Origin of the sequence: Chryseobacterium sp. KBW03 (genome assembly GCF_003852415.1) — a bacterium.
In the GTDB taxonomy this organism is placed as follows: domain Bacteria; phylum Bacteroidota; class Bacteroidia; order Flavobacteriales; family Weeksellaceae; genus Chryseobacterium; species Chryseobacterium viscerum.
In genome coordinates this window covers 1-26,930 of sequence record NZ_QAJO01000005.1, presented here as the reverse complement: position 1 = coordinate 26,930, position 26,930 = coordinate 1, and the positions used below count along the sequence as shown (strand labels likewise).

The 26,930-nt window shown below is 36.8% G+C and carries 23 protein-coding genes; 14 read left to right on the top strand and 9 right to left on the bottom strand.

Features of this window, described 5'->3' with window-relative positions:
• From DBR39_RS11620 to DBR39_RS11605, 4 genes are all read left to right on the top strand, one after another.
• A complete protein-coding gene (locus DBR39_RS11620; protein WP_124533245.1) occupies positions 1-1,413 on the top strand; it encodes an MFS transporter in 1,413 nt (470 codons plus the stop codon).
• Positions 1,413-1,925: a methylated-DNA--[protein]-cysteine S-methyltransferase gene (locus DBR39_RS11615; protein WP_124533244.1), complete on the top strand. Its 513-nt coding sequence runs from the start codon at positions 1,413-1,415 to the stop codon at positions 1,923-1,925. Before DBR39_RS11620 ends, DBR39_RS11615 begins: the two co-directional genes overlap by 1 nt.
• A gap of 14 nt (positions 1,926-1,939) precedes the next feature.
• Complete coding sequence (locus DBR39_RS11610; protein WP_124533243.1) at positions 1,940-2,620, top strand: DNA-3-methyladenine glycosylase family protein; 681 nt, start codon at positions 1,940-1,942, stop codon at positions 2,618-2,620.
• A gap of 123 nt (positions 2,621-2,743) precedes the next feature.
• Positions 2,744-4,252, top strand: coding sequence for an adenosine kinase (locus tag DBR39_RS11605; RefSeq protein WP_124533242.1), 1,509 nt, complete (start codon positions 2,744-2,746; stop codon positions 4,250-4,252).
• Between the two features lie 79 nt (positions 4,253-4,331).
• Here the strand turns inward: DBR39_RS11605 and DBR39_RS11600 are convergent, their stop codons facing one another.
• From DBR39_RS11600 to DBR39_RS11590, 3 genes are all read right to left on the bottom strand, one after another.
• A complete protein-coding gene (locus DBR39_RS11600; protein WP_124533240.1) occupies positions 4,332-5,543 on the bottom strand; it encodes a winged helix-turn-helix domain-containing protein in 1,212 nt (403 codons plus the stop codon).
• Between the two features lie 114 nt (positions 5,544-5,657).
• Positions 5,658-6,620: a zinc-binding dehydrogenase gene (locus tag DBR39_RS11595; RefSeq protein ID WP_124533238.1), complete on the bottom strand. Its 963-nt coding sequence runs from the start codon at positions 6,618-6,620 to the stop codon at positions 5,658-5,660.
• Positions 6,621-6,675: 55 nt separating this feature from the next.
• Positions 6,676-7,647 (bottom strand): alpha/beta fold hydrolase, encoded by a 972-nt coding sequence (locus tag DBR39_RS11590; protein WP_228447822.1) that lies wholly within the window; start codon positions 7,645-7,647, stop codon positions 6,676-6,678.
• Positions 7,648-7,741: 94 nt separating this feature from the next.
• Here DBR39_RS11590 and DBR39_RS11585 point away from each other — a divergent pair, with 94 nt between their 5' ends.
• The 5 genes from DBR39_RS11585 (at position 7,742) to DBR39_RS11565 (ending at position 12,001) form a co-directional block, all read left to right on the top strand.
• Complete coding sequence (locus tag DBR39_RS11585) at positions 7,742-8,605, top strand: LysR family transcriptional regulator (protein WP_124533236.1); 864 nt, start codon at positions 7,742-7,744, stop codon at positions 8,603-8,605.
• A 40-nt stretch (positions 8,606-8,645) separates the two neighbouring features.
• Positions 8,646-9,551, top strand: a complete 906-nt coding sequence (locus DBR39_RS11580) for a helix-turn-helix domain-containing protein (protein WP_124533234.1) — start codon at positions 8,646-8,648, stop codon at positions 9,549-9,551.
• A gap of 75 nt (positions 9,552-9,626) precedes the next feature.
• Positions 9,627-10,463, top strand: a complete 837-nt coding sequence (locus DBR39_RS11575) for an SDR family oxidoreductase (protein WP_124533232.1) — start codon at positions 9,627-9,629, stop codon at positions 10,461-10,463.
• 99 nt (positions 10,464-10,562) lie between these two features.
• Positions 10,563-11,120, top strand: a complete 558-nt coding sequence (locus tag DBR39_RS11570) for a Crp/Fnr family transcriptional regulator (protein WP_124533230.1) — start codon at positions 10,563-10,565, stop codon at positions 11,118-11,120.
• Between the two features lie 77 nt (positions 11,121-11,197).
• Complete coding sequence (locus tag DBR39_RS11565; RefSeq protein ID WP_124533228.1) at positions 11,198-12,001, top strand: SDR family oxidoreductase; 804 nt, start codon at positions 11,198-11,200, stop codon at positions 11,999-12,001.
• 56 nt (positions 12,002-12,057) lie between these two features.
• Here the strand turns inward: DBR39_RS11565 and DBR39_RS11560 are convergent, their stop codons facing one another.
• Positions 12,058-12,543 (bottom strand): hypothetical protein, encoded by a 486-nt coding sequence (locus DBR39_RS11560; protein ID WP_124533226.1) that lies wholly within the window; start codon positions 12,541-12,543, stop codon positions 12,058-12,060.
• A gap of 308 nt (positions 12,544-12,851) precedes the next feature.
• On the opposite strand from DBR39_RS11560, the gene DBR39_RS11555 reads away from it, so the two are divergent.
• Positions 12,852-14,321 carry a serine hydrolase domain-containing protein gene (locus tag DBR39_RS11555; RefSeq protein WP_185147177.1) on the top strand — a complete coding sequence of 490 codons (1,470 nt, stop codon included), beginning with the start codon at positions 12,852-12,854 and terminating at the stop codon, positions 14,319-14,321.
• Positions 14,322-14,333: 12 nt separating this feature from the next.
• On the top strand, positions 14,334-15,344 hold the full coding sequence (locus DBR39_RS11550) for a S41 family peptidase (protein ID WP_124533223.1): 1,011 nt from the start codon (positions 14,334-14,336) through the stop codon (positions 15,342-15,344).
• Between the two features lie 588 nt (positions 15,345-15,932).
• Here DBR39_RS11550 and DBR39_RS11545 read toward each other — a convergent pair.
• From DBR39_RS11545 to DBR39_RS11525, 5 genes are all read right to left on the bottom strand, one after another.
• Positions 15,933-16,295, bottom strand: coding sequence for a hypothetical protein (locus DBR39_RS11545; protein WP_124533222.1), 363 nt, complete (start codon positions 16,293-16,295; stop codon positions 15,933-15,935).
• A gap of 2 nt (positions 16,296-16,297) precedes the next feature.
• Positions 16,298-18,955 carry a peptidoglycan-binding domain-containing protein gene (locus DBR39_RS11540; protein ID WP_124533220.1) on the bottom strand — a complete coding sequence of 886 codons (2,658 nt, stop codon included), beginning with the start codon at positions 18,953-18,955 and terminating at the stop codon, positions 16,298-16,300.
• A 42-nt stretch (positions 18,956-18,997) separates the two neighbouring features.
• Positions 18,998-20,452 (bottom strand): ATP-binding protein, encoded by a 1,455-nt coding sequence (locus DBR39_RS11535; protein WP_124533218.1) that lies wholly within the window; start codon positions 20,450-20,452, stop codon positions 18,998-19,000.
• Positions 20,453-20,539: 87 nt separating this feature from the next.
• Complete coding sequence (locus DBR39_RS11530; protein WP_124533216.1) at positions 20,540-21,991, bottom strand: contractile injection system tape measure protein; 1,452 nt, start codon at positions 21,989-21,991, stop codon at positions 20,540-20,542.
• A 55-nt stretch (positions 21,992-22,046) separates the two neighbouring features.
• Positions 22,047-22,283 (bottom strand): hypothetical protein, encoded by a 237-nt coding sequence (locus DBR39_RS11525; RefSeq protein ID WP_123921398.1) that lies wholly within the window; start codon positions 22,281-22,283, stop codon positions 22,047-22,049.
• A 738-nt stretch (positions 22,284-23,021) separates the two neighbouring features.
• On the opposite strand from DBR39_RS11525, the gene DBR39_RS11520 reads away from it, so the two are divergent.
• The 3 genes from DBR39_RS11520 to DBR39_RS11510 form a co-directional block, all read left to right on the top strand.
• Positions 23,022-23,588, top strand: coding sequence for a DUF4255 domain-containing protein (locus tag DBR39_RS11520; protein WP_124533214.1), 567 nt, complete (start codon positions 23,022-23,024; stop codon positions 23,586-23,588).
• Between the two features lie 42 nt (positions 23,589-23,630).
• Complete coding sequence (locus tag DBR39_RS11515) at positions 23,631-25,301, top strand: phage tail sheath family protein (RefSeq protein ID WP_124533212.1); 1,671 nt, start codon at positions 23,631-23,633, stop codon at positions 25,299-25,301.
• A gap of 76 nt (positions 25,302-25,377) precedes the next feature.
• On the top strand, positions 25,378-26,930 hold a 1,553-nt coding region (locus tag DBR39_RS11510; protein WP_148089915.1), incomplete at its 3' end, for a phage tail sheath family protein.

Genomic DNA, 26,930 nt, shown 5'->3' with positions numbered 1-26,930 from the left:
ATGAAACACACAAACAATAAATGGCTGGAACTGATCATTGTTCTGGCAGCTCCTTTACTTTCCGTTATTGATGTATTTATTATCAATATAGCAATACCCACGATTAAAAAAGGAATTCATGCTACCGATGGTGAAATGCAGTTCGTGATTGCCGGATATCTTCTCGGTTATGCTGCTTTTCTGATTACAGGAGGCAGGGCTGGAGACCACTTCGGAAGGAAAAAAGTATTCTTTTGGGGAATGTTTGCCTTTACCGTAGCATCCTGTTTATGTGGACTTTCACAATCAGCATTCCAATTGAACGTTACAAGATTTTTCCAGGGATTAAGCGCTTCATTTATGGTTCCGCAGACGATAGCATTCATTCAGGTGCTTTTTACAGATACCAAAGAACGGGCAAAAGCATTTGGATTATACGGAATTACTTTGGGTACAGCCGCAGCAATAGGGCAGGTGCTGGGAGGCTATTTATCAGATACACATTGGGTGATAGAAGGCTGGAGACTGGTTTTCTTTATCAATCTTCCCATAGGAATCATTACACTTTGGGCCACACACAAATACGTTACTGAAACTCCCAGACATGAAAGCACAAAATTTGATTATACCGGAATACTCATTCTGACATTAGCTTTGTTTTCCCTTATCTATCCTTTGATTCAGGGACGGGAGGCTGGATGGCCGTTGTGGAGTTTCGGACTGTTGGGAATGTCTTTTATTCTGTTTGTTATTTTTATTTATAATCAAAAAATGAAGCTAAGCAGAAACGGAAACCCTTTGATTGACGTTAGATTATTTAAAATAAAAGATTTTAATATCGGATTAACGGCTGTTTTATTTCACTTTATGCTGCATACAGCCTATCTATTATTGAGTGCGGTGTATCTCCAGAATGGACTTGGCATTTCAGCTCTTGATTCCGGGTTATATTTTATCGCTCCGGGGATTTTATTTGTCGTTTCTTCTGTAATGGCTTCCCGTCTGATTATAAAATATGGAAAGAGAGTATTGCAGATAGGCGTCCTTATTCTGTTTATTGCATTTTATCTTCAGATGACCCTTTGGAAACCGGGAATCAGTAACGGATTGGTGATCGGATTAATGGCAGCATGGGGATTTGGAAATGGTCTTGTACTCCCTTCATTATTGAATATTGCACTTAAAAATGTTCCGTCTCAATATGCGGGAGGCGCAGCAGGAATTTATTCCACCTTTCAGCAGACCGCTTCGGCATTAGGAGTAAGTGTTATTGGTGGCGTATTTTTCTATTTTTCAAAAGAAAGCTGGCAGACTGCTTACCACTTCGGAATTATTTGTATATTGATTTGTCTGGTGATGGTAGGCGTTATGTTGCAAGTATTACCAGGCTCTGAACCTGTAAGTGAACGCAGTAAAAAAATTATAAAAACATAATGAAAGATCCTGATCAATTGGTTTATAAAGATGTTTTGTCGCCTGTGGGGCTAATCAAAGTGATTACTTCTGATAAAGGTCTTGTCGCGATCATCTGGGAAGGTGAGGACTACACAAGAACAAAGCTTTCTGCTCCTGTGAAAAGAGAAGAGCATCCTATTATTTTGCAGGCAGAGCAAGAACTTAAAGAATATTTTGAAACTAAAAGAACCATTTTTACCGTACCTCTTGATTTTAAAGGAACCGATTTTCAGGTTAAAGTTTGGACCGCTTTATTAAAAGTTCCATACGGCATGACAAAAACATATGGGGAGCTGGCAAAAATTCTGGGTGATGTGAAAGCCGTTCGTGCTGTAGGGGGAGCTTTAAACAAAAATCCAGTATCCATCATTGTTCCCTGTCACAGAATCATTGGAGTATCGGGAAAACTGACTGGTTTTGCAGGAGGATTAAAAAATAAATCGATACTTCTTGATCTGGAAAGAGGATATACAATACCCTCTTTATTTTAATGAAAAAAGGACCGATGAATAAAAAAACAGATTCTGAAACCTCAGCAATTAGGGCAGAGGTTTTCCATTCAGAAAACTTCCATGAATTGTGCAATTATTTAGCAAACCGGGATCCTGATTTAAAATTAATTGTAGATACTCACGGATATCCGCCGATGTGGACACGGGAAAATACTTTTGAGACGCTTGTTCATATTATTCTGGAACAGCAGGTTTCTTTAGCATCAGCTTTGGCAGCTTTACGGCAGTTAATAGAAAAAACAAAGACCATCACTCCAGAGCAGATCCTTGCGCTCAGCGATGAAGAAATGAGAGCATGCTATGTAAGCCGCCAGAAAACGATTTATATCAGAGGGCTGGCACAAGCAATGATTAATGGAGAAATTAATCTTGAGAAAATGCCGGAAATGTCTAATGATGAGGTCCGCAAAACATTAATTCAACTGAAAGGAATCGGTAATTGGACTATTGATGTGTACTTAATGTTCACGCTTCAAAGAACAGATATTTTTCCTATTGGTGACCTGGCAGCTGTCAATGCTTTAAAACGCCTGAAAAATCTTTCTCCCAAGATGAGCAGAGAGGAAATCCTTGAAATGACAAAACAATGGGCACCCTTAAGATCAGTCGCATCAATGATACTTTGGCATTACTATCTGTCAGATTCCCGTAAAAAAACGAAAGCTCAGTTTTAAAGAGCTATTGAAGGATTTTAACAGAAAAATTAATATTATTTTTAAAACAGCTTTATTCTGCACAATTTTTGCTGTAACAAGCTACTTTTAACGGACACCCCTTCCAATATAATATTATAATCTATGATGAAAAAATACCTTACTTATATAACACTTCTGGGAGCACCTCTATTTTGGGGCCAAAATAAAACAGTTGAAAAAACGGCCTATCAACAGAGCTGGCTGCAGGAAAAACAGGGAAATGAAGCCTTAGCATTTGATGCCGACATACAATTATCTGATACCGAAATAGCCTTGGATAAAAAAATATTCCAGATTCGTAAGCAGTTTATCAGCGAAGCAGAAGCGAAAAAAGTATCGTTATATAACAGTTCTTTTACTGAAATAAAACCAATGATAGAGAAGAGTAAGCTGTTTGAAATATTTCAGACTATGCCGAAAGGAGGTTTGCTGCATACCCACAGTGGAGGGATAACAGATGTAAAATGGGTCATTTCAGCTGCCAGAAAATACCAGGAATGTTATGTATACGATCAGAAAGACAATGATCAATTCATTACTGGACAACTTGCTTTTTTTGAAAAAGGAAAAGTTCCGAACGGATTTGTCAGTCTGGATAAAAAACTGAGCTCAGATCCTGGTTTTGAAAAACAGCTGGAGGAGCTTCTTACCCTGAAAAGAGATAACCTGTGCTCTTATACGGATTATTGGATTGAATTTGAAAAACGTTTTAAACGAATCAGCCTGTTGTTACCTTATCGCCCTTTCTTTAAGGAATATTATTTGAAAGGCTTTCAGGACCTCATAAAAGATAAAGTTCAGCATGTAGAGATCCGATTTATCTTTGAAGAGCTTTACGATTTTAAGAATGGAAAATATCCTTTAAAAACATCGATTACAGATCTGCAGGACGTTCTTAAAGAAGTACACAAGTCAGACCCGCAGTTCAGCTTGAAGCTGATCTACTCCAGCTTTAAATTTTTAGATACTGAGAATATTGATAAACAGCTGGAAATGGCTTTTGAGTTGAAGAAAAGCTTTCCCGACATGATTACAGGTTTTGACCTTGTAGCAGATGAGGCTGCGGGACACAGTATTAGTTTTTTTGAGAAAAACTGGACCAAACTGAAGGAGCTTAATAAAAAGTATGGAATGGAAATGCCTCTTTTCCTTCACGCCGGAGAAAGCAATTCTATCTTTAATGAAAATGTTCTGGACATTGCTCTTCTGGACAATAAAAGAATTGGGCATGGCCTGAATCTGATTTATTTCCCAAAAACAATGGAACAGATCAGAAAACAGAATAAACTGGTTGAGGTAAGCCCGCTCAGCAATCAGATTTTGGGATATGTGAGCGATCTGAGGAATCACCCTGCAAGAGTTTTACTGAGCAATGGTGTACAGTGTTCCATTAACAGTGATGATCCTTCAGTGTACGGATATAATGGTCTTAGTTATGATTTCTGGGCAGCTATGGTGTATTGGGAACTGGATGTAAAAGCATTGAAAAAACTGGTTTTTAATTCGGTTAATTATTCTTCTTTGAACGACAATGAGAAAAAGAAAGCAGTAACTTACCTGAATCAGCAATGGAATGATTTTGTCCAAAAAACGAATCAGAAATTAAACTAATCAAAAAAATAAAATCGCATTATGAGTTCCATAATGCGATTTGTCTTTTAATAGAAATATCGATTTGAGATAAAAGGAATTACTTTTTTAATCCGAATTTTGACAATCCCTTTTTTACAGCTGGGTTCAGCTTTGCCGGGCTTACTTTTGTAAGGAGTAAAGAGTCGCAACCATTGAAGATGGCAAAACGATTTACAGTTTCTATAAAAGGCTTAAGCCACGATTCAATGTCGATCGTATTGTTTTCAATATGCAAATGGATCAACTCCAACTTTTTTTCCTTTCTGTGGGCTTTGCAGTCAACTCTTCCGATAAACTGATCGCCAAAAAGGATAGGCAGACAGAAGTAACCATATTGTCTTTTTTCTTTAGGAACATAGCATTCCAACCTGAAATCAAAATCAAAGATCTGTTTGATCCGGTCACGATGGATAATGGAATTATCAAAAGGAGACAGGAGCTGTATATTGGAATCCATCGCATCAAATGTCTTTTCAAAAACTCCGTTCTGAACAAAGACGGAAGGCAATCCTTCTATTTTGATTTGAGATATTAATCCTTCGTCAAGCATCGTTTGTAATACCTTATTGACATTTTGTTTTAAATCATTTCCAGTCCTAAGATGGGTGATCTGTTTTAAAGTCGTAAATCCATACGCCCGGAGATTGGTTTTTACTAAATATTCCGCAAACTCAAGCTGAGAGGGCTCTGTGGTATCAATGGAAGAAGGTAAAACTCTTTCGGTAAGATCATACGTTTTCTGCATGCCGGAGCGTCCGCTGATCATCAGGTCACCTTGCATAAAAAGTCTTTCCAGAGCTAGTTTAGCAGGTTTCCAATTCCACCAGATTCCTGCCTTATGACTTTCATTTTCAAAATCTCTTGCTCTTTTAGGACCTTCATTACGGATGGTATCGATGACATATTCCATCATTTTAGGATCGGCATTGTAGTAGCGGGATTCACCTCGTTTGATGGTAAGCATTTGGGGCAAAGCATAGCGGAAATCCCGTATAGGAAGATAAGAAGCTGCATGAAACCAATATTCAAATACTTTACGCTCTTCTACCAGCTCTTCCAGAAAATCTGCCTGAAAATCAGGGATTCTCGTCCATAAAGTATGATGGTGGGCACGTTCAACCATAGACAAAGTGTCAATCTGTATATATCCCAGATGCTCCAAAGCATAAAGAACAGCATTCTTTCCAGTTCCGAACGATGCGTTTTGTACGAGCCCCTGGCTGTCTAATGTTGCACGCTTTAAGTGCTCTAATGCCAACTTCTTTTCCATATTTTAAATTCGAAGACAACAGGTTTCTGATGTTTCATTCAAATATAATAAAAGCTTGGGCAAATATCGAAGATATTTGCCCAAGCTTTATGTGAACATCCTTCGAGCAGATTCTTACAATGTCAACACAATTTTACCAAATAAAGGTCTGTCCCGTTTTGCATCTTCTATCCTTTGATGGGCATTTTTCATCTCTTCAAACAGATATAGGCTATCGATAACAGGTTTTACTTTTCCGGTTTCAATTAATTGGGTTATATGATAGAGCTCATCCCTGCTTTGTCGGGTAAAAACAAAATGGTAAGTCGCATTTTTTTCCCAGGCATGAATAAGGTTTTGTGGCTGGGCGATATCAACCAGTGTTACAACGGTTCCATAGTCAGCCAAAGCAAGCGGACTGTCTGAGAGAGTGCTTCCTCCTACGGTATCAATAATGACATCCACTCCTTTTCCTTTCGTATGTACTTGTATTTCTTCAATCCAGTTTTTTTGATGATGGTCAATAACTACATCAGCTCCCAGATTCTGAAGTTTTTCATGTAAAACACTCTGTCCGGTTGTATATACAAAAGCGCCTAATGATTTGGCGATCTGTATGGCAAGTGTTCCTACACCGCCTGCACCTCCAAGGATAAGAATAGTATCTCCTTTTTTCAACTGAGCCCGTACCACAAGCATTTCCCATACCGTTCCTCCAATAAGCGGAACAGCAGCTGCTTCCTCATAGCTGATATTATCAGGCATTCTGGACAATGAAGATTCTTCTGTAAGATGATACTCTGCATAACTCCCGGAGCTGCCAAAGCGAGGTGAATAATAGACTTTATCACCGGGTTGCCATTTTTTAACAGCTTCACCCACTGCTATAATATCACCAGCAATATCGTGCCCGGTTATAATCGGCAGTTCAAAAAAGGATGCATAATCTCCCCGTCTTACCTGGTAATCAAGTGGGTTTACTGACGTTGCTCTTACTTTTACCAATACGTGTGAAGGATCTGTTATAGTAGGAATAGGCATGTCAGTCACCTGTAGAACTTCCGGACCTCCATAGTTTTTTATGACAATTGTTTTCATATGTGATGTTCCTGTATTTTTAGTAGTTGATTGACTGGCTTATAGATTCTATGAACTATTTCGGTAATGTTCCCATAAATTCTACTATTTCAGCACCAATCTCTACAGCGTGTGTTTCCAGGGCAAAGTGTCCGGTATTATAAAATTTTAGTTTCGCATCCGGTATATCTTTTTTATAAGCTTCTGCTCCTGCAGGCATGAAATAAGGATCTTTGTTTCCCCATACCAATAATAATTTCGGCTGATGCTTTCTGAAATATTCATGGAACTTAGGATATAAGGCTACATTAGTTCTGTAATCTTTCACTAGGTCCAGTTGTATCTCTATATTCCCCGGTCTGTCAAGGAATTTTTGATCAAGAGTATAAGTTTCCGGTGCAATTAAAGAAGGATCGGAAACACCGTGATAATATTGAAATGTAGTGGCTTCCTTAGAAACGAAATCTTTTAAAGCAAGGCGGTTTGCCTGCGATGGTTCCTTCCAGTATTTCTGTATGGGGTTCCATTCACTGCTTAATCCTTCTTCATAGGCATTTCCGTTTTGGGAAACGATTCCTGTGATCTTTTCCGGGTTATTCATGGCCAGGCGCAAACCTACCGGAGCTCCATAATCAAAGATATAGACTGCAAAACGTTTCATCTCAAGTTTGTTAACAAATGTCTGTACTGTTTCCGCCAGATTATCAAACGTGTAAGAGAATTGCGTGTGATCCGGAGCATCAGAATACCCAAATCCCGGGAGATCAGGTGCTATGACATGGTATTTTTTGCTCAGTATGGGAATCAGGTTTCTGAACATGTGAGAAGAGGTCGGATATCCGTGCAGAAGGAGAATGGTAGGAGCATCAGCAGGACCTGCTTCTCTGTAAAACAGGTTTAAATCATTGACCTTGATGTTGCGATAGTGGATGGGTTGGTTTTCCATAATGTAATTATTTAATTTTTGATGAGATTGTGCCATTGTCACATTGGTTGTAAGTATGCCCAGTGACAAGGCTGTCATGAATTGTCTGAATATTATTTTCATGTATTCTTTTTGATAGGTCAAAATTAATACGGATATTTGATTACTGAAAACGATTAATTATAATCAATTGAATCACTTTTAATGATTAATTAAAATGAATATAAATGATTTGAAAATATTTGAAGCCGTAGCAGAAAGTGGAAGTTTTACAAAAGCTGCCTCTGTGACATTTACGGTTCAGTCTAATGTTACAGCAAGGATAAAGAGTCTTGAAGAAGAATTTGATACAAAACTTTTTTCACGTACCTCGAGAAAGGTAGAACTTACTTCCGAAGGGATGATCCTGATGCAATACTCCAGACAGATTCAGCATTTGGTGGAGGAGGCAAAGCATAATATCCGCAGCGGTGAAAATATCCGGGGAAATCTGAAAATAGGCTGTATCGAGACTACGATGGCATTAAAGGTACCTGAAATTCTCAACACATTTGATGAAAAATATCCCGATATTGAGCTGGAATTTAAATCAGACTCAAGAGACTCCATCCTATCTGATGTACTGGATTACGCCCTTGATGCGGCTTTTGTTTCTGCTCCTGTGAATGCGAAAGGATTGGAAAAAATTTGTATTAAAGAAGAAAAACTTGTTATTCTGACATCTTCGAAAGGTCCGAGTCTCCAGACCCTTATTGAAAAAGAACCCTTAAAGATTGTGGTATTTGATGAAGGATGTATTTTCAGAGAAAGATTAGAATCCTGGTTAAGCCATAAAGGCATTCTCAACTACAAAAGTACGGTTCTGAATTCTATTGAAGGGGTGATCAATTTCGTGGAAGCAGGGTTGGGAGTCAGCATACTGCCGGAAGAAGTGGTCTCGAAATATTACGCAGGAAGAGAAATTAAGACGTATGGACTGAACAAGCAGCTGGGAACAATGAATACGATTCTTGTTTTTAGAAAAGACGGCCCGCAGTCGAGAGCTTTGCAGTGTTTCATCGATATGCATTTGGAGATATAAAAAGAAGTAAGCACCCATTATAACAGGAAAAATAAAGGCTATGGCAAAAACGACCGAAACCCTTGATGAGTTTTACAGACATAAATATGGCGCCGTATCGGGAGACTTTTCTAAAAATGACGGACAGTTTAATGTCTTTAGAATTGAAGACCGAATAAATACCGGAACTTCGTCACCCACCTTTATCCGGAGAGATTTTTATAAGATCATGCTGTTTCAGGGTGACAATATATTTCATTACGGAGACCGGAGCATTCCGATAGCCGGGAGTACATTGCTTTTCTTTACTCCTCATGTGCCCTATACGTATGAATCTTTAGAGGAAGATACTAACGGCTGTTTCTGTGTTTTTAAAGATGAATTTTTTAAAGGGAATCTTCGTTTAAACCTATTTGAATTTCCTTTGTTTACAGCAGGTACATATCCTGTTTTCAGTTTAAAAGAGGAAGAAGCTTCAGAAATAAAAACAATATTTGAAAAGATCATTAAGGAGATTGATTCAGACTTTGTCTATAAATACGAGCTTATCAAAAATTATGTCAGTGAATTAATCTATTATGGGATGAAACTACAACCCGTCAATAGTATTTCTGACCATAGCAATGCCGCTTCAAGAATTACCATTGTATTTATGGAACTATTGGAACGTCAGTTTCCCATCGAATCTACTGCACAGCGTTTTGAATTGCGTTCTCCAAAAGCTTTTGCTGATAGAATGTCTATCCATGTCAATTCCCTCAACCGGGCTATAAAAAAACAGACCGGAAAAACCACTTCTGAGCATATCTTTGAACGGCTTACCTCCGAGGCCAAAGTTCTTTTAAAATATACAGAGTGGAATATTTCCGAAATCAGCCATGTGCTAGGCTTTGAAGATCAGGCTCAGTTTAACAACTTTTTTAAGAAACAGACGGGCAGCAGCCCCAACAGTGTAAGGCAGGTTTGAATTTGACAATTATTGGTTTGTATATCACAAAATAGGTTTTGATGCTTAAGATAATTTTGCATAAAAATAGAATATATGAGTCATACAAAAATCTGGTATATCACTGGAGCATCGAAAGGGATTGGGTTTTCATTAGTAAATAAGCTGTTGGAAAAAGGACATAAAGTAGCAGCCACCTCGAGAACCATTACAGCTTTTGAAGGATTGGACGCTGATCCGGACAATTTTCTTCCCTTGGAAGTGGATTTAAAAGATGAACAGTCTATCGCACAATCCATTGAGAAAACGATAAAACAGTTTGGACATTTGGATGTGGTGGTCAATAATGCAGGCTATGGACTAGGCGGGGCCGTAGAGGAACTTAGTGCTGAAGAGATTGAAGAAAATTTTCAGATCAATTTTTTTGCAGTGTTAAAAGTGATCCGGCAGGCATTGCCTTATTTAAGGAATCAGCGTTCCGGGCATATTATTAATATTTCATCTATTGCAGGTTTTGCACCGGGATTGGGATGGAGCATGTATTCTGCTGCAAAATTTGCTGTAACAGGATTATCAGAAGCTTTAGCTAATGATCTGAAGCCATTGGGAATCAATGTAACAGCCGTTTTACCAGGATGGTTTCGTACCAGTTTTGCTAAGGCGGATTCTATTGCTTTCGGCGAAAATCAGATCGATGATTATCAATTCCTGCGAACGGCACATCAGAGAATGAATGAAATAGACGGTAAGCAATTGGGAAACCCGGAGAAAGCAGCTGATGTTTTTATGAAACTTGCCGATGTTTCAAATCCGCCAGTATTATTCTTCTTAGGAACGGATGCAGCCCAGAGAGCAGAAAACAAAATTGCGGAATTATCTGAACAGATACAGCGGTGGAAAGCGCTTTCTTCATCCACAGATTTTAAAGAATAGATATTCAATAGGGGGTTCATTGCATTTTTCATTCCCGCTCAAAAACACTTTTTACCAAATGGTAAATATTCCCCGATAAGTATTGCTAACTTTGTTATAATGAAAGAGTTTATAGAATACATCCTGCAGTTTGGTCATCTGAACCAGCAGCAAATTGACCTCATCACAAGCAAAGCAAAAGAAATTGAGCTGAACAAAGATGAGTATTTTGCAGAGGCAGGAAAAGTCCTTAGGCAGGTAGGTTTTATTCTTGACGGAATTATTCGTATTTGCTATTATAACAATAAAGGGGAAGAAATTACCAAGATCTTTATTGAAGAAAAACATCTGCTCTTCAATCTGAAAAATGTACCTTCCACAGAATATATACAGGCAGCAACCCATTGCAAAATGCTCGTTTTTTCTAATCAGGATTGGAAAGAAATTTCGGATACGATCATAGATTGGGAAAACATTATTCAAAAAGTGACGAACAAAGCACTGGCCCAAAAACTGGAAAGGGTAAGCCCGCTGATCTCTCAGGATGCCACCACCCGTTATCTGGAATTTATGGAAAAATATCCCACTCTTGTTAATCGTATTCCCTTGTCATACATCGCTTCTTATCTGGGGATTACCCAGCAGTCATTAAGCAGAATAAGAAAAAATATCCGCTAGGCTGCTTTTTACCAAATGGTAAACAGGTTCTTTTTTTATCGGTGCAACTTTGTGGCATCACTTTTAAAAATTAAAAAATGAACCCAACAATTTTCATTACAGGAGCCTCTTCAGGATTAGGAAAAGCAACGGCAAAACTATTTGCTGAAAAAGGCTGGACGGTGATTGCAACGATGCGAAATCCTGAAAAGGAAACTGAGCTTACTGCATTTCCCAATATTCACCTTCTGAAGCTGGATATCAGTGATCCGGAACAGGTGGCCGGAATAGTTTCAAAAGCAGAAGAAATAAGTCCGGTAGATGTATTGCTTAACAATGCTGCATACGGGCTGATGGGACCTTTTGAAGGAACCACTGACGAGGAACTGACACAACTCATCAATACTAATTTTTTAGGAACAATGCTTGTTACCAAGGCTTTTCTTCCGTATTTCAGAACCAGAAAAAAAGGAACTGTCATTACAGTAACCTCATCCACAGCCAACATTCCTTACCCGTTCGTTTCTGTGTATGCCGCTACAAAATCTGCATTGGAAAAATGGTCCGAAGGAATGAGCTATGAATTAAAAGAGTGGGGAATTAGGATCAAAACCGTAGCTCCTGCTTATATGCAGACCAATTTCGGAAGCAATGCACAAATGGTTTCTCATCCGGATTATGAAACGGTTTTTACTCAATATATAACGGCCATGAGGGGAGATTCAACGGCAAAACGGGATACTCCTGAAACTATTGCCGAGGTTGTTTATACAGCAGCAACAGATAATAGACAACAGCTGCATTATATGGCGGGTGATCTTGCCAACGCAGAATATGAGTGGCTGAAGAAAGAAGGAATAGAAACGGTAATCAACGAGATGAATCAGCGGTTTTTTGGATGATCATGGTATCAAAAAGTCGCCAGCTGAAAAGCTGGCGACTTTTTATTGTAAACGATTTATTTCTTAGGAGTCAAAGAAAAATTATCTACATACACCGCCTGGTGTACGCCGTTCAGTAAAACTTTCAGACCCAGGTGGGTATCTTTTTTTATAGAAATGGTATAGGTTTTCTTCTCACCTGTTATTTTGGATGCTTTAGCGATTGAAGTGTATGATTTTGCATCGGATGCATTGCCTACTGAGAAAATTTCCAGAGTAGTTTCTCCTCCGTTGTCCGAAATATCAAGGCTAAGGGTATAGGTTCCTGCTTTTATTTCCGGAGTTACCAGATACATATTCTCACCAGGATTGGTCATAGAATAAAAAATGATCTTTTTGTCACTGGCATACAGCATTGCTTTTCCGCCTTGGGCTGTCCAGCACTTGTTCATATCCTTCCATGTATCAAAATTTTCTGTTATCGCAGATACAGGTTTGCATTGTGCCTGTGCAGTAATCAGCCCTCCCAGAGTTACCATTCCTGCCAATATGATTCTTTTCATAAGTTATTTATATTATCATGTAAAAATACTTAAAAAAGCTAATATCTGCGGTATTCTGCGTAGTAGAGTAGTAGAGAATTTTAAATATTTTTTTTAATAATGGTTTTAAAATAGACAAAAGTAACAGTCCTGTTTTTAATTATAAATTATTGTATTTCAGTATTTTGTAATTACTCGTACTCTTCTTGTTAAAGATTCGTACTTATTTTTCCTGACAATTGGGATCGATTACTTTTATTCGGTCGCATACCTTCAGCGTCTTCCACATCTTTGTATCGAAATAAATGTTTAAACCAAAAAACGATACAATGAAAAATAGCTTTTATATTCTAATTCTTATAGTTCTGCTTTCAAGCTGCCGAACAAGTAACAAACTATTTTCAGAAAAAAAAGACTACAGTTTTCTTACGGATAGCCTACATGGGGAACAGCAATTGGAGAAGTATAAACTTCCGGGATTTAGCCTTGTCGTTTTTGAAAATTATAAGATTGTATATTCTAATCAGGTCGGAGTGAAATCTATGAATTCTAAAGAAAAGCTGGATGAAAATACGGCTTTTTCCACTGCCTCTATTTCAAAATCGATAACAGCACTTCTTTGTCATATTATCGAAGAGAAAGGCTTTATCAATCTGGATGATCCAATAGATCAATACCTAAAACGATGGCATCTGCCAAAAAGCAAGTTTACAGAACATAACAGCCCTACCTGGAGACAGTTTTTCAATCATACAGCTGGTACAAGTCAGGGCGGATTTGCAGATTATTATGAAGGAGATGCTATTCCAACTCTAAAACAAAGTCTTTTAGGACAGATCCCAAGATATAATAATAAGGAAATTGAATTTCTGTTTGTACCGGGAACTGACTTTCAATATAGCGGCGGGGGCTATGTAATTGTACAAATGGCATTAGAAGATACTTTGAATACATCTATTGCAGAGCTTGCACAGAAATATATCTTTTCACCGCTTGGTATGAAAAACACGACCATGATACAGCCCAATGAAAAAGGATTTCTAACGAATGTTGCCTTTGCTCATGATAAAGAAGGGAAAGTGATAAAAAAAGGTTTGCCCATTACACCACAGGTTGGAGCGTCTGGAGTATGGTCTACTACTACAGATTTGGCTAAACTTTCTATTGAGATACAAAATGCTTTACGCAATAAGAATAACAGCGTGATTTCTCATCAGGTCGCAAAAAAAGTAACTGAAGTAACGGCTTTGAAAAATGCCGTGGGCGGCTGGAGCTATGGATGGCAAAGATCTGTTGCCTATAACAACTATGACTGGTTTATGTGCAGTGGTTCCAATACAGGAGTAGGAGGTAATATTCTTGCAACGATGGAAGATGGAAATGGGATCGTAATTCTGGCGAATGGCGAACAACCTAATCGTATTCCGGTAATGAATGAAGCCCGGGTAAAGATTCTGAAATTGATGGACTGGAATAAGAAAACAGCCCATGAAAACAGTCAGGAGATCCCTTTAAGCCTCAAAAAACAACTCATCGGAACGTATAACGATTTTCTCTATGGACAGGGGATGGAAACGAAAATTGTAGAGAAGAATAACCGACTCTATGTGGAGTCTCCATTTTTGGAACATTTTAAAGGGAAAAATGCTAATGAGCTGTTGTATCTGAAAAATGGGACCTTTAAAATTGTAGATTATCCGAACGTCTTAAAATTCGATTTTAAGGATGGAAAGGTAAGTTCTGTCACCTTAACAAGAGATGCGCTGGAGACTACAATTGACATCACCAATAAAAAATAAATACCAATTTCTATGAAAAAGTTACTGACAGGAATTTTCCTTTTTCATTCCCTCGTATCTTACGCACAAAGGGATGATCAAAAAATGGTTCTTTCTGAAATCACAGAAAAAGTGAAGCATTATTATGTTGATAAAGAAGCTTATAAAAAAGTAGATTCTTCATTTCAAAGTGACCTTAAAAAAGGAACTTTTAAAAAGTTGAATAAAAATGATTTTGCAGCGCTTCTGGCGAAAAAATTGAGATCGGATATAAGAGATCAGCATTTTTCCTTTAGATATCTCGAAAACTACAGCCCCGAAAAGGTGGTTGATGAGAAAGAAAAGAAGAAGTTGCACGATTTTCACAACAGTCTCGAAAATTTTGGTTTTGAAAGCGTTCAACGATTAGAAGGAAATATTGGGTACATTAATTTTAAAGGTTTTGCTTCCTCAGAATCCAGCGCAGGGACATTGGCCGCTGCCATGAATTTTGTTGCCAATACCAACGCTCTGATTATTGACCTTAGAGAAAATCAAGGTGGCGATAATGATATGCTTCTGCTATTCTGCAGTTATTTTTTTGATCAAAAAACAGATCTTTATACGACTTATTTCAGGCATGAAGATAAGACGGTAGTCAACAGTACACAACCGGATGTTTTGGGGGCGAAATATCTTCATAAAAAAATCTGTATCCTTACCAGTAAAAGTACTTTTTCTGCAGCGGAAGCCCTTGCTTACTTTTTACAGCAACATAAACTGGCTGAAGTAATAGGGGAGAAAACACCCGGGGCCGCTAATCCGGTAGATCATTTTATCATCCAAAATCAATATTTATTGCTTGTTCCTACAGGAAAAGTAACCTCCCTGGTCAGTCATAAGAATTGGGAACATGTCGGGGTAATCCCTGATCAGGAGGTAAAAGCTAAAGATGCTTTAAAGGCTGCCCAGATTAGAATTCTGAAAAATAGTTTAGCAACAGATACGAAAACAGAGTTGAATCCATCGGAAATAAAAAGTCTTATTCATAGATTACAGCAATAAGTCAATAGTAATGATATCGGTGATTTGATCGTTAAAATATTAGAATATAAATCAATATAGATAGAGTGTATTTCATAGTTCACTAAAAAAGTAAACCCACAACTTTTTGCGTTGTGGTTTTATATTATTTGTGGTGCAGGCTACTTTGCTGGTCTCCTTTTCTCGCAAAATTTTTATTCCAATTGGACAGATTTTTAATATATACTTTTTCTTGCCGCGATGTATTGTTTTTATTTCTGCCCAATCGGTTTTTTATCAGGCAATATGATAGATTCCTTCTAAAAATAACATATACCTTCCGGGTTGATATTCTCCATATGAGAATAGATAGATCACATTATCTATTTCTTTTTTTAATCTCTTAATGAACTGTTGTAAAAATCAATCAATTTGATTTTCTGATGTTCACTTTTAGGTATGTTTAATATTACTTTACCTAAGTAATGTCTCCTGATTTTGAGTTAATTAATGAAAAAATTCTTTAAGATATACTCCAAGGTCGGGGGACTTCGGAGAGTTAGGAATTCAAGTAGGAATAAAATCAATAAAATTAAAGGCTGCCCGAAAATTTTGGGCAGCCTTTAATTTTTATTTCATTAATTCTTCAATCTTTAAAATAAGTTTTTTTAATGAACGTGTTCTAAATTCTACGACTGGATTAAACCAATCACATTCTCCATCTGTTATTGGGAGTATTTGAAGTAAAAATTCTCCATCAATTTCTGAGTCAGGATACCATCCTATATCGATTAATAGGCTTTTGCTTTTAGATTCTATTTGAGCCATGTTTTGAGTAAATAACCCTAATGTATAAAAATCAAATTCTTCCTCTGTTAATTCATGAATATCCGGATCAAAAATAGTTAACTTATTATATATTATTTTCCAGTCATAATTTACTGTAAGTTTAATTCGTTCAAAATCTTTTTCGTTAAATAATTGAGTTCTCATAATTAAAGTTTTATATATTTTGATAACCTATCCGTATTTATTGGGTGGCTATGGTGAAAGCCTGATGAAATTTCTGCTCTAATCCATTCTGTAGGAATTCCATTGTCATAACCTATTACTCTATTTGATTTATAGAAAAAATAAGTTACATTTTTATTATTTTTAGGAATAAAAACTTCTCCTTTTTGTAAAGCTGTTTTCTCTAAAGCATTAATATTAACATATGGTAAATATTGTGCATCACCCCCATTTTTAGAAAAACTTATTGCCTGCTCTACTGTTTTAGCTTTCTTATGCTTTAAATATATACCTGGTTTAGCATTGGCTATTTCAGTTCTATGCATTTTTCTATCTCTAAAACGGTTGAAATTTACACTTTTTTCATCAAAATCAGGATATGTATGTCCTTTCTTTGCATCAGTAAATGCATCTTTAAGGACCTTTAATTCTTCATCAGTAAGATTGTCTACGCTATTTATTATTTTATTAACTTTTAACTCTAATAAAAACTTTTCAAAAGTAGTAATACCTCGTATAATACTAAGACGGGCTAAGCGTACTAATTGTGGCAGTACTGAGTAATTAATACCGGTATTGAGTGTACTGGCTGCACGTAAAAATTCTTGTGCTGTATTACGGAATTCGACAGTTAATTCTGCTTGTTTTACAATATTGGTTCGTACCTTATCTGAAAGTCCCTCGATTTTTGCAAGACTGGTCTTTAGTGTAAGAATATCCTCTGCACTTTTTGCACTATTATTAAATAGTTCTGCTGCTTCAGTTATTGGTTTTGCAGCTCTAAATACAGCCGCCAATGAAGCGGCATCTAATGCCGCACCGGCAATAGCAACTATTACCCATATAAAATTTGGTTTATCTTTCAGTAATCCTATTTCGTAGGCTGCATCTTTTTTGTAATATTCGTCCAATGCTTCATAGACATTGTATGCACTTATGCCTAATGATACAGCTGTACCAGCAATGACATAAGGAGTAGCGGCTCCCCAAGTAACTGTTATAGCTATAATGGCTGCTATAGCTAAACCAACGTTTTTAAGAGTTTCAGTCCATTCTATGCTTTTAATTCTTTGCTGGATGATTAAATCGAGAATGCTATCCTTTACAACACCCTGTTTTTGATAAGAGTATTGTAACAGTTCCTGTTGTTTATATACAGCATCAGGATTGTCTTTTAAATCCTGACGAACTTTATGGGCGTTTTTCTGCTTAGATCTTATGAAATCAAATAAAACTTCTTCAAATTCTTTTTGAGAGTTTGCGGCTGCTAATTTGTCAAAATTGAAGGTTTTATCTTTAAATAAAGAAGAGTCTAAGGTTTTTACTTTATCTACACCTGCTTTTTTTTCTTTTTCACCTTCCTTATACAGTTTATCAAAAGCTAATCCATTCATCATCGTAAGAGCGTTACTTTCCTTTATTTTACCTTCATTTATATTTTTAGCTGCTCCGGTATTATAAAATGTAGTATAAAGCTGTTTGATTGTATCTCCCTTTTTTAGACGTATTTCTTCTTCATAAAGTAAATGCTCATATTTATGTATATAATCTTGCACTAAATTAATAGTCTCACCGCGGAAAGAATCTAGATATTCATTAATAGTATTTTCAAAATCGGTAAGATCTTTAAAGCCATATTTCTTTGCTTTTTTATTTAATTCTTCTTGCCAATTAGGGATAGTGAATAGAGGAGATAAATTTGGAGTATTTGAATTTTGGTAAGAAATTGCAGAATTAAGATAATCTGTATACATTATATATTCATTGTAAAATTCTTTCAAACCATATAATTTGGTTTCCAAAATACTGCGATTTTCAATTGCTGTTTCTCTAGCTTTTGATTTTTCTAAATATTTTCCAACAGATTCTCTTAATTCTACAGCACTTGATGTACTTGCTGTTGTTTTGCTTTGCATATCTTCCCATTGCTCATCTGTAATCCCTAAGTATTTTTTCAGGAGGGAAATGTAAACATTACAATGGGTTTCTTTTCCTATATAATCTTTATATGACTTTTCATCAATGTCCCAATTGATATCTGTAATTACTCCGAAAATTTTGATATCTAAAAAGTCGAAAAACTCTTGGTTACTTTTAATATTCATAGGAACAATCCCTACACTTAGCCTTACAGTTCTATCTGATAGAGTATTTTGGGTAGGTATTTTTTCTTCTTTTTCTTTGAAAGATATTTTTTCATTTTTATCTAAGTTTGCCTCTTTATCAATTTGTGATTTTTCTAATACCTCATCCATTTTCAATAAAGTTTCCTTATCAAAAATTCCAGAGCCTGTAATACCATTCTGTTTTTGGAAGTTGATGAGTGCAATCTTCGTTGTATCCCCAAAAGAAGCTTCGTTTTCAGATACTTTGTGGCCTAATGCATTGAGTGCTTTATTGAGAGCTAATACATGCAGTCCGCTATTTAAAAACTGTATTCTGGATGAGCCTTTTTCGATTTTATTAAATGCTCTGTTTTTAAAAGGGGCGTATGCTATTTGGGTAACTTCTGTTTTTGCGAGAGATACTTTACTGTCCTGATCAGTGATCTGCTCATATTTTTTTTCATCCTCTTTATTATCATCGATTTGTGTTTCGGACCTGCCAGCCCTCGGCGCGAATGTTTTCTTAAATCTGCTCATGTTATTGGTTATTAGATAAGTTCATTATAATGTGCTAAGGTTTTATTCTGTTTTTTTTACAAATGGGCTGAGACGAGACTGGTTTTTTCCGAAAGCCTTTTCGTTTTCTATCATTAGATAGGTACTTATTAATGAATATGTAATAATGGTTTCATTACGGTCATAGAGTGCCATAGCTACATTTTTCATAATGTTGCGGATATTAGCACCTGTATAAGAATATTCCTTCGTTAAATGTTTTAAAAGCTCGTCACTTTCAAACGTTATGTTTTTAGGTAAATAATGCTCCCAAAGTGTCTTTCTGGTAATCTCTGTCGGGCGTATTACATTTACAGATACATCTATACGGCGCTTAAAAGCATCATCCATATTGTTCTCGAAATTAGAGGCAAGGATTGTTAATCCGTCAAATTTTTCAATCCGCTGCAGTAAATACGAAACTTCCTGGTTGGCATAGCGGTCATGAGCATCTTTTACATCAGAACGTTTCCCGAACAAAGCATCAGCTTCATCAAAAAACAACATGCTGTTTTTACCTTGCAGCCTGTTGAATAGCACTTCAAGATTTTTCTCCGTTTCACCAATGTATTTGCTGACCACTTGTGAGAGATCTACATGATACATGTCAATACCAAATGTATTAGCCAGTATTCCTGCCAGCATCGTTTTTCCTGTTCCTGGCGCGCCGTAGAATAAAGCAATAAAGCCAGGTTTAAAGCTGTGCTCATTGGTTGTGAAAAAGCCATTTTCCAGTGCTTTTATATAATGTCCGATGGGTTTTATTTGTTCTCTGACATTCTCTTCTAAAATAATATCATCCATGGTGAGATCAGACGTGTAAAGCTTCCCGGGAAAGTAAGAACCGTGGTCTAATTGTGGCTTCTGACCGGATAAAAAATAGTTGAGATAAGCGGTATCCAATTCAATTTTTCCATGAATAAACTCGGTTGAAGAACGATTGTAAATAATGTCGTTTTTCAAGAGTACACTGCCATTTATGAGCTGTGCACCATACTGTGACCACAGGGATAAATCTTTCCCCGCAAGCAAAAAAAGTGAGGTTTGAAAAGTTGGCTTAAAGCTGCGGTTGATTTTATCATATTCACCCCCTGCTTCAATAGCAAATGCATGACTGCTTTCTTCTATTTGCACAAATGTTTTTAGGATAGATGGATAATGAGCCGAAGCAATACCCAATGCTAAAATTATTCTATCTACAACGGTAAGTTGATGAGTGTTTATCGTAACCGAGTAAGGCGATTCATCATCTGATTCTGGTGGTTCAGGTATTTCATACCCTACATTCAATTCAATCTCATCTTCCAAAAACAGTTCTTTGCACCGCATTTCAATAAGCGATTGTAACCATTTCATTTCTTCATTTAATGAGCTGTGATTTACCTCATTGGCATGAAATAAGTGATTGGTTCGTTCTGTTTTTTCATTAATTTTTGTTTTTATTAATGATTTCTGTTCATGGTTAATAAGAGATTCCATAATTTTATTTTGAGTTGATATTGTTGAAATAGAATGATAGGGCTGTAGTAGATTTGGGATTGCATAACCCCATCAATAAGAAGGTCGTTACCAATTGATAAATATGAATTTTTCCTGCCATGGCAGCTTAACAAGCCCGATTCCCCAACCAAGTTTATCAAGTAAAATATCTTGTGTTTTTCGTTCCACGGTAAGGGTGTGTTCATAACCCGTGGCAACCAATTTACCTGGCCGTTGGAAAAACTCGTTTTGCAGTAATGCTACAGATGATTTTTTCATCGGACTCCAGTTATGTTGAACACTTTCTATTACATTTTTAGCCTGTGTTTTATGCTTGCGCGAAAGTTTAACATGCTTGTTAATGGTCTGACCGATTGGAATATTACATAAAAATTTCTCAAAAATCATGTCGTATTCAGGAGCGTTTGTTTTTCCGGTAGCGATATAATGCAATAAATGAGCGCACAATTCAGGATCAGTAAGTTGCTGCGTTTTTGGATGCAGAAGATCACAATGTTCAAAAAGGGTTTTGATGAATGGGTGGATCAAAATAAGCCCTGCATTTTGAATATATTGTCCATCGTTCCGGATTAGATCCTCCTGGATTTTTGCATTGTTTTGATGAATGGTTCCCATCGGAGTTTCTGCTGAAGTTGTTTGGTTTTCCGGGCTGTCAATTGTATTGTTCTTGATGCTTTCAAGAATTTCATTTTCTTTAATAAAAGGGAATATCTCAACTACTGTTTTCCAATTCTGGTTCGTTTTTTTTGCCTGTGATAAACCAGCTGTTTCTATTTTTAATATTTGTTGTAAAAGATATTCCTGAAGATTAGTATTGGATGAGTTCAAATACTCTGATAATAGCCTGAAGACCAAACCCCACACGATGAGTCTGTCAGGGTCGCCCAGGTTTGATATACGACGAAGTATATCAGTCTCTAAGTTGATTTTTAACTCCTTATTTTGTATAATCGTCAGGCATAGCTGCGCAATTTGCTTGTCTGAAAGCTGATTGATCATTCGGTCCTGAACATTTGGTTTTGACAGAACAGGAATGATCCTTTTTTGAAAGTTGTCAGCCAGAATCAGGATGTCAAATACCGCGGGTTCCAAAAAAGCAATGCTTTTTCTATCCGAATTCCACCATGGCATATGTCCTTTTTCTAAGAAATGGATAAAAGCCTGGAGTGTTTTTTCCTGATTGCCAATCAGATATGCCTTAGATTCGGTTTCTGTTTCTTGATCTGAACCTACAATGGGTTTAATAATTTCTGAGAGTTCTTCCTTAAAGAGTTGAGCAATTTTATCTTTTAATTCCGTATTTAATGAGCTGCTTTTTACCTCCAGATCCAGTTCTAAACGGGGGATTTGTAGCGTATGATCAGCTAAATTATATTCTAAAGCGTTGATGTATTGTTCTATTTTTGGAAAGACGTCAATAGACAAAAAGCTATTGATATCCTCTTTTATGCTCATTGCTTTTTCTTTATTGTTGAGCGTAATTTCAACAACAACTTTCTGAATGATATGATCTTGCATTACATTAAATAGCTTTTAATTATACAATATTGATGGTCGTAAAACCATCTTATTTTTAGTCGAATTCTCCTCCCCAGAAACCTGCAGGGCAAACGCTTAATTTGGATCTTTGTTTTGCACTCAGTCTGCATCCGCAACCTCTGATAAATCCTTCTTGCGGACCATCTAGCACTTCCAATGTCTCAGGATTAAGCCATTTCATAGCATTACAGTTGTTGCCGTTTTTTAAAGGACATGCGTTACAGATTTCTTCTCTTAAAGAGAAAATAGATTCTTCGTTTTGATCTGCCATGCCCATTTTTGAGCGCAGTTCATTGAAATGGCCGCCAATGATTTCATTGCGCTTGCCAAAAAGATTTTTGATATTCATGTGATTAATATTTAAAAATTATTGGGTCAAAATTAGAAGAAGGGAAATCATTTTACGAATTATAAGACCCCTGCATTCTGTCTTTGCAGTAAAAGACAAAATCACTTCCTCAAGATGAAAGCTTATAATTTTTAGAAATTGTTTGGTGCAAAAAAGAAATATTTCTGATAAGGAAAACAACAAAACAGACCTGAGTTCGGGAAGAGTGGGTGGTTTGGATTTTTGAAGCTGGAGGTTTTGGATTTGACGTTTTTATCACCAGGCCAAGTCTTCAATTTATAGGTCTCCGGAAGAAGAAAATTTTCAACTCTTAAGTTATTGTATCAGGAGAAATCGAAGATGCTTCGAAAATTTAAATATTAAAACTTGCGGTTGTAAAAAAGTTTAAACAGCATCAGTGATTCATCTAAAAAATAGACTTCAATAATAAACTCAAACTTGGTCATCATTGGATTAGGAAAGTCCATAGACTAAATTTTTATTTTTTAATTTAATATTTACTAATTTGATTATGAGCTGTTTATTGGGGTTGTTTTTTATTTTTTTTCATAAAAACAAAAATCCTATTTACTGCAAAGACTGTATTGGTACCTCAAAATATTTGTCATTTGGGAGGGGGGGATTGTATGTTTGCATCATAATAATTAAGAAACAGAAATTATGATTGATAATGTATTAACCGTTTTAAAAGATCAGCTGAACAGTTCAGGAGATTTACATGATATTGTTGTTGTTGATGACATAGCAAAGCATGATGATGATACCTCAGGTCTTGAAAATAAAGTAGTCATTACTCTGCTAAACGTTGAGGAAGAGTCAACACTGAAAAACAGATCGCGCTACACCAAGAAGAAAATAAGCGATAATCCCACCCGATATGATATGCAGCAGGAGAATGCTCCGGCCTATTTGAACCTGTATGTGATGATCTCTGCCAACAGGACCAGATATTCCAATGCTTTAATAAATATTTCAAAAGTTATTGAAGTTTTTCAAACAAACAATGTGCTGAGTTATATTGACCCTGAGACAACAAAAGATGTCGATTTCAGAATCGAACTGCACTCCATTCCTTTTGATCAGCTGAGCTATATCTGGGGATTATTAGGCGGAAAGATAATGCCTTCTGCCTTATACAAAATCAGCGTAGTAAAAATCGTTGCTACAGGTACTTCCACTATTGAATTAATTAACGATGTTAATATAAAAGGTATTAAAGTTAATTAACCATAAAAAAAAACTAATAACCATTAATCTAAACTTTTAAACATGTTAAATCCAACAACACCGGGTGTTTCAGTTGAAGAAATTACAAAACTTCCATATTCAGTTGCATTAGTAGAAACGGCTATACCGGCATTCATTGGGTATACCGAATTAATGCCTTCTGGCGAAAATAAGCCGTTAAAAATCAATTCTCTTTTGGAGTACGAACATCATTTTGGAAAAGCAAAAAAAGAAAATCTCCAACTAAAAGATGTAGAAGGCAAAGGAGTAACTGTTGTAGCCCCTCAGGTACAATTCTTAATGTACTATTCGCTTCAAATGTATTTTGCTAATGGTGGAGGGCCATGTTATATTGTTTCTGTAGGGACATATCCTTTGACGGGAGGCGTGTTATTATCTTCATTGAATGACGGGCTCAATATGATTGAAACTATCAAAAAGCCAATCCTTATTCTTGTCCCTGATGCCATCTCGTTACCTAGTGAAGACGATTTTTATATTATCTATAATAAAGTAATTGGTAAAGCAAAAGATGAGACAAAAAATAGATTTGCCTTATTAGATACGTATTATGGAAATTCTACAGCCCTGTCAAACGGTTTCAATACTATTACGAACTTTAGAAAAGAAGTAAACCCAACGAGCCATTCTGCAGCTTATTTTCCTTACTTAAAAACGATTTTGAATTATACTTTTGACGATAAGACTATTATTGATCATAAAGGTCTGCAGGACGGGCAAATAAGTAATGGTGTTGCTTTCTATATGAATGAGAAAGAGGCTTTACAGGAGCTAAGAAGACTAGCCAGTGATGAAATATTATTTGCATCAGCCAATGTTTTTGTACTTGCTGATTTACTCGCTCAGGCGGTAGCTATTGTAGAAGAGATCAATGAAACGGCAGATCAGAAAGTCGATCTCATTGAGCCTATTGCTACCATCGAAGCAATAGAAAACGGGACAATTGACAGCGTAGATATCAACTTTTTAAATGAATTTAATGATTTAATTGAAGGCGTTTCAGCGGCAAAAGATATTTTTGGAAATGCACACGGTATCACATTGGAAAACCTGCAGACTTCTGATTCATTATTATACAATCAAATAAAAGAGGCTATTCAATCTTTAAAAGTTATTCTGCCGCCATCATCCACAATGGCAGGGGTATATGGCAGAATAGACAGTACAAAAGGGGTGTGGAAAGCTCCGGCAAATGTAAGTCTTAATTATGTGATGAGTCCCACGGAAAAAGTTTCCGATCAGGAACAGTCGGATCTCAACATACATGTTTCAGGGAAATCAATCAATGCTATTAGAACTTTTACAGGAAAAGGAACATTAGTCTGGGGAGCCAGAACGCTTGAAGGAAACGATAAAAAAGAAGATGGGAAAGATAACGAGTGGAAGTACATACAGGTACGCCGTTATTATAATATGGTTAAACAATCGATCAGTGAAGCACTGGATAAAAAATTTATTAGCGAACCCAATATACTCTCCACATGGCTGAGAGCAAAAGCTACGATAGAAAATTTTCTTCACGAACAATGGATGGATGGTGCGTTAGCGGGTAGTACTCCGAAAGAAGCATACGAAGTAAAAGTTGATGGAGTCAAAGGTTCTCATACGATGGATGTAGAAATCAAAATAGCATTAGTACGCCCTGCAGAGTTTATCTTATTAACCTTTTCGCACAAATTACAACAATTCTAAAAATACAATCAATCACAAATGAACATTCGAAGTTTTACTTCGTGGAATAATTAATAATAACTTAAAATTTTAACAAATGAATTACAAAACCCCTGGCGTTTACGTGGAGGAGCAGGCAAAATTTCCCCCTTCCGTAGCGCAAGTTGAAACAGCTATTCCCGCTTTTATCGGGTACACTGCGAAAGGATCAAAAAATCAGCCGACGAGAATTTCTTCTATGTTGGAGTATGAAGATCTTTTTGGAAAATCAAACCCGGAGATTTTCGCTGTAGCTTTCAATAACGGTGCTGCAACGGCAACACAAACTAAGATCAGCGATTTTAAAATGTATCATGCTATGCAAATGTATTTTGCTAATGGCGGTGGTGCTTGTTATATCGTCTCTGTAGGAGATTACACTGGTGCGGTGACTGTAGGAACACCTACAACAGCAGGTACCTTATTATATGGTCTTGAATTGTTAAAGAAAGAAGACGAGCCTACGTTGATCGTTTTCCCGGATCTTCAAGGTCTGGTTCCTGCAGCTGCTGATGTCGCTGCTGCTCAGGCTGCTGCTCTGGTTACAGATAATAATAAAATTGCAGCTAATGCTGCTAAAGTTTCTGCTAAAGCCGTTTCAGACGTTGTTGCAGCAGCTGCTACTCCAGATGCTGCTGTTACTGCTGCTATTGCTAAGGCTGCTACTTATGTTATTACTGATCCTAGTAATGCTTCTCAAGTTGCTGCGGCTCAGGCTGCTCAGGCTGTTGTAGTGGCTACTCAGGTTGCTGCTGCTGTTAGTAATGCTAGTATTGTTACTGTTAAGGCTGCTGCCCAGGCTGTTGCTACTGCTTACGATACAGACCTTACTACCGCTAATACTATTGCTGCCGCTGCTGCTGCTTCCAGCACTTTAGTTGTTAACAGATCTAACGATGCAACTGCTATCGGTTTAACTTACTCTTTGTATAACAAAGCTTTAGATCAGGCAGAATTATTGAAGGACAGATTCGTTATCATGGATGTTCTTGGAGATGATACTACTTTTAGAAGTAAAGTAAGTGCTGCAGGTTTAAAATATGGTGCAGCCTATTATCCAAAACTGAAAACAGTGTTAAGCTATGATTTTAAAGATGCTGATGTTTTAGTGACTGGTGCATCTGGTATTACCAATCTAGCCGGTTTGAAATCTGCGAATTCAGAATTGTATAACCAGGCTAAAAAAGCAATTGAATCTAAACAAGTAGTATTGGCTCCATCATCAGCAATGGCAGGAGTTTACGCTAAAGTAGACAGTACTTCTGGAGTATGGAAATCACCAGCTAATGTTGGACTGAACTTCGTAGAAGCACCAACGGTAAAAATTTCTAATAAAGAGCAAGATGCACTTAACGTAGATTCTACATCAGGAAAATCAATCAATGCGATCAGAAACTTTACAGGAAAAGGAACATTGGTTTGGGGAGCAAGAACACTGGATGGAAACAGCAATGAATGGAGATATGTATCCGTACGTCGTTTCTTCAATATGGTGGAAGAATCTGTGAAGAAATCTACAGAACGTTTCGTCTTTGAACCTAATACTGCCAATACATGGATCCGTGTACAGACAATGATCGAAAATTTCCTTGATCAGCAATGGAGAGACGG

Bases quoted from the DNA above. Each gene is read 5' to 3' on its own strand.
- DBR39_RS11515 (WP_124533212.1), top strand. From the start codon at position 23,631: ATGTTAAATCCAACAACACCGGGTGTTTCAGTTGAAGAAATTACAAAA.
- DBR39_RS11565 (WP_124533228.1), top strand. From the start codon at position 11,198: ATGAACCCAACAATTTTCATTACAGGAGCCTCTTCAGGATTAGGAAAA.
- DBR39_RS11550 (WP_124533223.1), top strand. From the start codon at position 14,334: ATGAAAAAGTTACTGACAGGAATTTTCCTTTTTCATTCCCTCGTATCT.
- DBR39_RS11545 (WP_124533222.1), bottom strand. From the start codon at position 16,295: ATGAGAACTCAATTATTTAACGAAAAAGATTTTGAACGAATTAAACTT.
- DBR39_RS11590 (WP_228447822.1), bottom strand. From the start codon at position 7,647: ATGAAAATAATATTCAGACAATTCATGACAGCCTTGTCACTGGGCATA.
- DBR39_RS11605 (WP_124533242.1), top strand. From the start codon at position 2,744: ATGATGAAAAAATACCTTACTTATATAACACTTCTGGGAGCACCTCTA.
- DBR39_RS11520 (WP_124533214.1), top strand. From the start codon at position 23,022: ATGATTGATAATGTATTAACCGTTTTAAAAGATCAGCTGAACAGTTCA.
- DBR39_RS11580 (WP_124533234.1), top strand. From the start codon at position 8,646: ATGGCAAAAACGACCGAAACCCTTGATGAGTTTTACAGACATAAATAT.
- DBR39_RS11530 (WP_124533216.1), bottom strand. From the start codon at position 21,991: ATGCAAGATCATATCATTCAGAAAGTTGTTGTTGAAATTACGCTCAAC.
- DBR39_RS11535 (WP_124533218.1), bottom strand. From the start codon at position 20,452: ATGGAATCTCTTATTAACCATGAACAGAAATCATTAATAAAAACAAAA.
- DBR39_RS11620 (WP_124533245.1), top strand. From the start codon at position 1: ATGAAACACACAAACAATAAATGGCTGGAACTGATCATTGTTCTGGCA.
- DBR39_RS11585 (WP_124533236.1), top strand. From the start codon at position 7,742: ATGAATATAAATGATTTGAAAATATTTGAAGCCGTAGCAGAAAGTGGA.
- DBR39_RS11575 (WP_124533232.1), top strand. From the start codon at position 9,627: ATGAGTCATACAAAAATCTGGTATATCACTGGAGCATCGAAAGGGATT.
- DBR39_RS11560 (WP_124533226.1), bottom strand. From the start codon at position 12,543: ATGAAAAGAATCATATTGGCAGGAATGGTAACTCTGGGAGGGCTGATT.
- DBR39_RS11595 (WP_124533238.1), bottom strand. From the start codon at position 6,620: ATGAAAACAATTGTCATAAAAAACTATGGAGGTCCGGAAGTTCTACAG.
- DBR39_RS11555 (WP_185147177.1), top strand. From the start codon at position 12,852: ATGAAAAATAGCTTTTATATTCTAATTCTTATAGTTCTGCTTTCAAGC.
- DBR39_RS11615 (WP_124533244.1), top strand. From the start codon at position 1,413: ATGAAAGATCCTGATCAATTGGTTTATAAAGATGTTTTGTCGCCTGTG.
- DBR39_RS11600 (WP_124533240.1), bottom strand. From the start codon at position 5,543: ATGGAAAAGAAGTTGGCATTAGAGCACTTAAAGCGTGCAACATTAGAC.
- DBR39_RS11570 (WP_124533230.1), top strand. From the start codon at position 10,563: ATGAAAGAGTTTATAGAATACATCCTGCAGTTTGGTCATCTGAACCAG.
- DBR39_RS11525 (WP_123921398.1), bottom strand. From the start codon at position 22,283: ATGGCAGATCAAAACGAAGAATCTATTTTCTCTTTAAGAGAAGAAATC.
- DBR39_RS11540 (WP_124533220.1), bottom strand. From the start codon at position 18,955: ATGAGCAGATTTAAGAAAACATTCGCGCCGAGGGCTGGCAGGTCCGAA.
- DBR39_RS11610 (WP_124533243.1), top strand. From the start codon at position 1,940: ATGAATAAAAAAACAGATTCTGAAACCTCAGCAATTAGGGCAGAGGTT.